Origin of the sequence: Vogesella aquatica, assembly GCF_028548455.1 — a bacterium.
In the GTDB taxonomy this organism is placed as follows: Bacteria; Pseudomonadota; Gammaproteobacteria; order Burkholderiales; family Chromobacteriaceae; genus Vogesella; species Vogesella aquatica.
This window is the reverse complement of the sequence record NZ_JAQQLF010000031.1, coordinates 36,184-44,023: the sequence shown is the minus strand read 5'-3', so window position 1 is coordinate 44,023 and position 7,840 is coordinate 36,184. Positions and strand designations below refer to the sequence as shown.

General features: G+C 64.9%; 7 protein-coding genes. 2 read left to right on the top strand and 5 right to left on the bottom strand.

Annotated features, from left to right (window positions below):
- Window positions 1–495: 495 nt before the first annotated feature.
- The 4 genes from PQU95_RS17975 to PQU95_RS17960 all read right to left on the bottom strand — a co-directional run bounded on the left by PQU95_RS17975 (window position 496) and on the right by PQU95_RS17960 (window position 4,566).
- Entirely contained in the window at window positions 496–789 is a 294-nt protein-coding gene (locus tag PQU95_RS17975; RefSeq protein ID WP_272753279.1) for a hypothetical protein, read from the bottom strand.
- 187 nt (window positions 790–976) lie between these two features.
- On the bottom strand, window positions 977–2,206 hold the full coding sequence (locus PQU95_RS17970) for a hypothetical protein (RefSeq protein WP_272753278.1): 1,230 nt from the start codon (window positions 2,204–2,206) through the stop codon (window positions 977–979).
- A 93-nt stretch (window positions 2,207–2,299) separates the two neighbouring features.
- Window positions 2,300–3,442 carry a glycerate kinase gene (locus PQU95_RS17965; protein WP_272753277.1) on the bottom strand — a complete coding sequence of 381 codons (1,143 nt, stop codon included), beginning with the start codon at window positions 3,440–3,442 and terminating at the stop codon, window positions 2,300–2,302.
- A 212-nt stretch (window positions 3,443–3,654) separates the two neighbouring features.
- Window positions 3,655–4,566, bottom strand: a complete 912-nt coding sequence (locus PQU95_RS17960) for a LysR family transcriptional regulator (protein ID WP_272753276.1) — start codon at window positions 4,564–4,566, stop codon at window positions 3,655–3,657.
- 119 nt (window positions 4,567–4,685) lie between these two features.
- Between PQU95_RS17960 and lysA the strand changes: the two genes are divergently transcribed.
- Window positions 4,686–5,924 (top strand): diaminopimelate decarboxylase, encoded by a 1,239-nt coding sequence (gene lysA, locus PQU95_RS17955; RefSeq protein ID WP_272753275.1) that lies wholly within the window; start codon window positions 4,686–4,688, stop codon window positions 5,922–5,924.
- A gap of 63 nt (window positions 5,925–5,987) precedes the next feature.
- Here the strand turns inward: lysA and PQU95_RS17950 are convergent, their stop codons facing one another.
- Window positions 5,988–6,908 (bottom strand): LysR family transcriptional regulator, encoded by a 921-nt coding sequence (locus PQU95_RS17950; protein ID WP_272753274.1) that lies wholly within the window; start codon window positions 6,906–6,908, stop codon window positions 5,988–5,990.
- A gap of 127 nt (window positions 6,909–7,035) precedes the next feature.
- Here PQU95_RS17950 and PQU95_RS17945 point away from each other — a divergent pair, with 127 nt between their 5' ends.
- A complete protein-coding gene (locus PQU95_RS17945; protein WP_272753273.1) occupies window positions 7,036–7,791 on the top strand; it encodes an SDR family NAD(P)-dependent oxidoreductase in 756 nt (251 codons plus the stop codon).
- Window positions 7,792–7,840 lie beyond the last annotated feature (49 nt).

The window sequence follows — 7,840 nt, the reverse complement described above, 5'->3', positions numbered from 1 at the left end:
AGTTTGACGATCATGGATTGGGTGCTCGGGAGAGTTGTAGCAGGATACCCATGACTTCTCGTGCTGTGTTCAGTTTGAGTAGCCGATTGCTTATATGATCGTCAGGGATGCGACAACTACCCCACATAGTCCAGAAAGTGCAATCATCTTCCTTATTCCACTTGCTCAAAGCAATTGTAACGGTCTGCTTGATGGACCCTACGGTTCGATTGAACTCAAGCTTTCCTCTCGAAAACCGGAAACCACGGCTATTGAAAAATGGAATAACCCTAGGCTCTAAATTTTTTAGCAAAATATCTCGAGGCTTCATATGTGTGCAATTTGCCTAACGTGAAATATCCACCTTGGCAGGCGTGTATTAGATTGATTCGAACACAAAATAATACAGCCCGTAGGTTGGGTTGAGCGCAGCGAAGCCCAACGATTACCGGGCAGGCTCGCGACAAACCATGCCGACCGCCTTGAAAATACGGCAAACGTTCAGCTCCATGGCATTCAGCCCACTTTACCGTGCTTGCGCCCATTGACCCAGATTGCTTTTGCATGGTCGTAGCATGTACCGCACAGTAGCTGAATATCCAGCTGTTCTTCCACTTCGGGTGTCCATTCGCCTCCAGCCTCAACTCGTGCGTCCTCGCATTCAGAACACCAGGCGTCAGGATGGCGCGATGTTGACTCGACCGACCAATGAAAACCAACTGGCTTGCCGGTACTTAGAGAAGCTGCAATGTGCTGGCAAACAAAGGACTCCTCTTGCCAGCCGTGAACAATACAATTGACCTTTTCCATATCTCTCCTAAGTTGAATGTTACCTATGCATACCGCTTTCACAGCTTGGCTGCGGCTGTGTTTGGCGGAGCACTGTTAACACATTGGCCGGGCAAAGCGCAGCATGTTCACCCAGTCATCCCGACAAGGCAGTGGGCACGACTTGCCCGCCTTGGCCCACGCTGCTTGCTACCTCATATTGTTCAACCTACCGGGGTAGCCGAAGAACGAAGGAGACTTCTTCGGGATGAATGCGGCTGCAACGGACCATGTGATCGCAATAGTCGCCGACAGTCTGGATAACCAGCTTCCCCTGCGCCATCTCTTTGAGAATCCGCTTATCTGCGACATCCCTGATGTCGTCGTCAACGATGTCGAATTGGTTTCGCTTGAAGTCCGAAACCGGATCCGCCGCCAACTCATCGAAGCGGACAGCCAGCGACAGCGATGTCTCGGGTACACCAAACACCTCGGCCAGATGCCGTAGCGAGTGCTGGCGAACAAGCTCTTCTGACAGGCAAGCCTGGGCGCGCAGCGACCGGCTTTGCCACACGGTTTCCAGCCGCGTCTCGGTAAAGTCGTCCGGCGTCACCGTTAGCCGGCGCGGCCACAGGCCCAGAAAGCCGTGCAGGCGCGGGCGCATGTCCAGCCACTGCCCTACCGCCCGATAGCAATAAAACACCAGCTCGGCGCAGCTAAAGCTCTGGAACGCCTTGACGTCGTTGCAGGCAAAGTCGTACTCGGCGCCCAGCTTGCCCAGCGCGGCGGCGCAGGCCAGCCGGGTGGCGTCTTCGCGCTGCAGGCACTGGTCGGCCAGCAGGCTGCCGGCCAGCCGGGCCTCTTCGCTATCGGCTTGCAGGCGGAACACCGGCGGCAGCTCGGCGTGCGGCACGCCCTGAAACTGCGCTGGCAGGCGCAGTACCTGCAGGTAGTCGCAACGGCAGAAGCTGAGGATGTCTTCCATCTGCACGCCTTCGGCCATGGCGTGGATCACCATGGCGTTATCGGGCCAGTTTCCGGCCTGGTCGGGCTTCAGCACACCATCGAAAAAGTGCTCGCGCATGGCTTTGCGGTGCTGCGGCAGCTGCTCGGGCGGGATGCGCCGGTCTTTATCCCAAGCGTAGCCGCTGATATCGGCGGCAGCACGGGCGCGGTGCTCCGGGCCCAGGCGGCCAACGTACAGCGCGGCGTGGGTAAACACGCCACGGCGGCGGGCGCCCTTGCCCAGCGGGCGGCTGCTGCGGATGAACCAGCTGTCGAGGTAGCCATCGTAGGCTCGCAGCAGGATGTCACCGGGCTGCAGCACGCCCAGCAGCTCGCGCACGTCGGCGCCTTTTACCTTGTAGCTGCTGGGGTCGTACACGATGATGGGCGGCTTGCTGAAGTACTTTAGCTTGCCCAGCAGGGTCATGGCTTGCTTTTGCAGGGGGCGGAACATGGCGGGCATCCGTAGTGTTTCGATACATTACTATGACAATTGCCAGCGCCCGCCGCAATGCCATCAGCAACACCCTGCCCGCCCGGCCAGTGGCTAGGGCTTGCCCCGCAGCGCCAGCAGCGCGCCCACATTGCCGGCCACGCGTGACAGGTTGGCCGCAGCGTTACCCAGCGCCGCCTCCAGCGTGGAGATGCGGTCCACGCAGGCAAATACAGCACGGATATGGTGCTGCTGCAGCGTTTCTACGCCGTCGCCCAACGCGCCGCCAATGGCGATGGTGGGCACGCCGTAGCGCGCCGCCAGCGTGGCTACGCCCACTGGCGTCTTGCCAAAGGCGCTCTGCCCGTCCAGCCGGCCTTCGCCGGTAATCACCAGGTCGGCGCCCTGTATGGCGGCGGCCAACCCTGCCGCGTCCAGCACCAGTTCGATGCCGGCCTGCATGCGCCCGCCCAGCACCGCCAGCGCGGCCGCGCCCATGCCGCCGGCGGCACCGCTACCCGGCAAGTTGGCCGCATCGCAGCCAGTAGCGGCGTGCAACACGGCAGCGTAATGCGCCAGCGCGGCGTCCAGCTGCGCCACCATGGCCGGCGTGGCGCCCTTTTGCGGGCCGAATACCGCGCTGGCGCCGTGCTCGCCCAGCAGCGGGTTGCGCACGTCGCAGGCAATGTCGATACGGCACTGCGCCAGCCGCGCGTCCAGCCCGGCCAGATCCAGCGTGGCCAGCTTCGCCAGCGCCGCACCGCCTGGCGGCAGCGGCTGGCCGGCGGCATCCAGCAGCTGCGCCCCCAGTGCGGCCAACATGCCGGCGCCGCCGTCGTTGGTGGCGGAGCCGCCGATGGCCAGAATCAGCCGCCGCGCGCCGTGGTCCAGCGCGGCGCGGACAAGCTGGCCGGTGCCGTAGCTGCAGGCGCGCAGCGGGTCGCGCTGTTCACGCGGCACCAGCGCAATGCCGCTGGCGGCGGCCATCTCCACCACTGCCGTTTCGCCGTCGCCCAGCATGCCCCACGCCGCCCGCACCGGCGCGCCCAGCGGGCCGCGTACGTCCAGATAGTGATATTGGCCGGCGGTGGCGGCCAACAGCGCGTCCAGCGTGCCTTCGCCGCCGTCGGCCACCGGCACGGTGTGCAGCTCGGTATGCGGCAGATGCGGCGCCAGCGCGGCAGCGATGATGTCGGCTACCTGACGGGCGCTGAGGGTTTCCTTGAACGAATCGGGGGCAATGACGATCTTGCGCATGGGGTCTCCCGCTGGCGGCACAGCGCCGCCGCATGGTAAGGATTGGCCGCGGCAGTGCGGCCGATATGAGATGGATGACAAAGCCTGCTTACAGCCCAAACGGCGCTTGTCTTTCGCGAATAAACACTGCCAATTCAGAAGTTTATGCAACACAACCCTGATTGACCGGGCACAGCAACACCCGCACTTTGCCCGCCAGCCTGGCGTGGCCGCTACAGCGCGGCCAAGCTTTGCTGCAGGCTGGTGGCTTCCTGCTGCAGCATATCGATAAATGTGGCGCTGAGCGGCGACGCCGGGCGATAAAGCGGCTGCACCAGGCTGACGCGGTACGGCACCGACACCGCAAAACGGCGCAGCTGCAAGCCGTGGCCGGCCATCGCCAGCGCGGTAAGCGGGTTGACGATGGCCACGCCCAGCCCTTCACGCACCAGCGCGCACACCGACACCGCGCTGTGCGTTTCCCACAGCAGCTGGCGGCTGACGCCGGCCTGCTCGAACACCGCGTCCAGCAGGCGGCGGTAGCGGTCGTCCGGCGACAGGCTGACAAAGGGCTGGCCGGCAAAATGCTGCGGCGTCAGCACGCTATGCGCCAATAAGGGGTGACCCTCGGGCAGCACGCACAGCTCGTCGGCCTCCAGCACCGCTTGCAAGCGAGTGCCGGGCGGCGCCTCGCTGTGCTCGGTCAGACCCAGGTCGAAGCGCTGTGCGCTGAGCCACTCTTCCAGCAGCGGCGACTCCTGCGGTGTAATCGCCACCCGCGCCTGGCCGGCCACCGCGTGCAAACGGCGACACACCGCCGGCAGCAAGGCGTGGGCAAACGCCGGCAGGCACACCAGCGCCAGCTGTGCCTGGTCCAGCCGCGCCAGGTTGGCCGCGGCGTCGCTTACCCGCTGCAGGCCGACGTAGGCGCGCTGCACCTCGTCGTACAGCGCCAGCGCCCGCGCCGTGGCCTGCAGGCGCCCCTTGTCACGCTGGAACAGCGCGTAGCCCAGCAGCTGCTCCAGCCGTGCCAGCTCGCGGCTGACGGTGGGCTGCGAGGTGCGCAGCAGCGCGGCAGCACCGGTGACGCTGCCGCTGAGCATGATGGCGCGAAAGACTTCGATGTGGCGGTGACTGATCTCCACACTCACCTCATATCAAAATTGAATGGATTGCAAAAATAATAGCATTTTACCGAATAGACGGCAGCGGGCATGATGCAGGGCAACACGCCGCACGACGGCACATATAACAGGACAAAGCGATGCAAACACCCGACACTTCCCGCCTGGCCGGCCTGGCCGCCCGCTACGGCACCCCGCTGTGGACGTACGACGCCGCCACCATTCGCCAGCGCATTGCCGAGCTGGCCGCCTTCGACACCATCCGTTTTGCGCAGAAGGCCTGCAGCAACACCCACATCCTGCGCCTGATGCGCGAACAGGGCGTGAAGGTGGACGCGGTGTCGCGTGGTGAAATCCTGCGTGCGCTGGCCGCCGGCTACGACGCCCAGGGCGAGCCGTCCGGCATTGTGTTTACCGCCGACCTGCTGGACCGCGACACGCTGGCGCTGGTGGTAGAGCACAATATTCCGGTGAACGCCGGCTCCATCGACATGCTGCACCAGCTGGGCGCTGCCCACCCCGGCCACCGCGTGTGGCTGCGCATCAACCCCGGCTTTGGCCACGGCCACAGCAACAAGACCAACACCGGCGGCGAGCACAGCAAGCACGGCATCTGGCATAGCGACCTGCCGGCGGCGCTGGCCGTCATCCGCCAGCACGGCCTGCAGCTGGTGGGCCTGCACATGCACATTGGCTCCGGTGTGGATTACGGCCACCTGCAAGAAGTGTGCGGCGCCATGGTGAACCTGGTACGCCTGGTGAAAGACGCCGGCCACGACCTGCACGCCATTTCTGCCGGCGGCGGCCTGTCCATCCCCTACCGCGACGGCGACGCCAGCGTGGATACCGCGCATTACTTTGGCCTGTGGGACACCGCCCGTCACCAGGCCGCCGCGCTGCTGGGCCACCCGCTGGCGCTGGAAATCGAGCCGGGCCGCTACCTGGTGGCCGAATCCGGCAACCTGCTGGCCGAAGTACGCGCCACCAAAGACGTTGGCCGCAACCACTTTGTACTGGTGGACGCCGGCTTCAACGAGCTGATGCGCCCGTCGATGTACGGCAGCTACCACCACATTACCGTGGTGCCGCAAGACGGCGTGCTGCGTGACGAGAAACCCAGCGTGGTAGCCGGCCCGCTGTGCGAATCGGGCGACGTGTTCACCCAGGGCGACGGCGGCGTGGTACTGCCGCGCAACCTGCCGGCGGCCAATGTAGGCGACCTGCTGGTCTTCCACGATACCGGCGCCTACGGCGCATCGATGTCCAGCAACTACAACAGCCGCCCGCTGATCGCCGAAGTGCTGGTAGACGGCGATAGCGACCGCCTGATCCGCCGCCGCCAGACGGTGGAAGAGCTGCTGGCGCTGGAAGCGCTGTAAGCGCGGCCACCCCGCCACGCCCTGCCGGCCGCTGCCCGCAGGGCGTTGTTGCGTCTGGCCGACTCAGTTGCCGGCGTCTAGCGCCAACAGCTGCGGCCGGATGACGCTATCCAGCCACTGCATGAAGCGCTGCACGCGCGGCGGCTGATGGCGGCGCGTGGGGTACAGCAGGTTCACCGCCATCGGCGGCGCCGGCCATTGCGGCAGCACCTCGCACAGGCTGCCGTCGGCCAGCAGGCTGCTGACTGCCTGGCGCGGCAGCTGGATGATGCCGATACCGGCCAGGCACGCCGCCAGATAGGCATCGGCACTGTTTACGTGCAGCTGCCCCGCTACCGGCTGCCAGCAACGCTGGCCGTCGGCACTGCGATACTCGAAACCCGCCGGCCGGCTACCCAGCTGCGCTACGTAATGCACCAGCCGATGGCTGGCCAGATCGGCAAGCTGCAGCGGCCAACCATACTGCTGCAGGTAAGCCGGGCTGGCGCAATTAACCTGTGGCAGGCAGCCCAGTGGCCGGCACACCAGGCTGTCATCCCCCACGGTGCCAACGCGCACCACGCAGTCGAACCCCTCGCGCACCACATCCACCCGCCGGTCGGTGCTGGACAGTTCCAGCACAATGCCGGGGTGCGCCGCCAGAAACGCCGGCAGCTGCGGCAGCACCATGTGGCGGGCGATGCCGCTGGACATATCCACCCGCAGCCGGCCGGCCAGCGCCGCCTCGCTGCCCTGGAACAGGCTGCCCAGTTCGTCGAAATCGGCCAGCAGGTCACGACAGCGTTCGCTGTACAGCACGCCATCCTGGGTGAGCTGCACCCGGCGCGTGGTCCGCTGCAGCAAGCGCGTGCCCAGCCGGGCCTCCAGCCGCTGCACCGCCTCCGACACCGTGGTACGCGGCAGGCCCAGGCTCTCGGCCGCGCGCACAAAGCTGCCCAGCTCGGCCACCCGTAAAAACACCCGCATGCAATCCAGTTGCTCCATAGCCACCCCACTATCCGATATTCACGGATAGTCTAATCGATAAAGCTGTATTTATCTGAAAGCGCAGCACCAATAGACTGCAGCGCATGACAGCACCGCGCTGTCCCACCCACACATGGAGCTTCACATGCGCAAGATTGCCCTCATCACCGGCGGCAGCCGTGGCCTAGGCAAACACACCGCCCTGGCGCTGGCCGCCCAGGGTTGCGACCTCATCCTGACCTACCAGCAAAACCGCGCCGCCGCCGACGAAGTCCTAGCAGCGGTACGCGCCAGCGGTGCGCAGGCCGTGGCGCTGCCGCTGGACGTTGGCCGCAGCCAGGACTTTGCCGCCTTTGCCACCCGCGTGGCCGAGGTGCTGCCACAGCAGTTCGGCCGCACACAGTTTGATTTTCTGGTGAACAATGCCGGCATCGGCATCCATGCCGCTTTTGCCGACACCAGCGAAGCGCAGTTTGACCAGCTGATGCAGATTCATCTGAAAGGGCCGTTTTTCCTGACCCAGGCGCTGCTACCCCTATTGGCCGACGGCGGGCGCATCGTCAACCTGTCCAGCGGGCTGGCCCGCTTTGCCCTGCCGGGCTTTGCCGCTTACGCCATGATGAAGGGCGGCATTGAGGTGATGACGCGCTACCTGGCCAAAGAACTGGGCGCACGCGGCATTGCCGTCAACACCGTGGCCCCCGGCGCCATTGCCACCGATTTTGGCAACGGCAGCGTACGCGACAACCCGGAGCTGAACCGGTTTGTGGCCAGCCAGACTGCGCTGGGCCGCGTCGGCGAGGCCGACGATATCGGCGGGGCGATTGCCGCCTTGCTGTCCGACGGCAGCCGCTGGGTGAATGCGCAGCGCATCGAGGTGTCCGGCGGCATGATGCTGTAAATGTAGCAATGCGCATGGCAGGGTTGGCCGCAGGAACAGAATGTTCCGC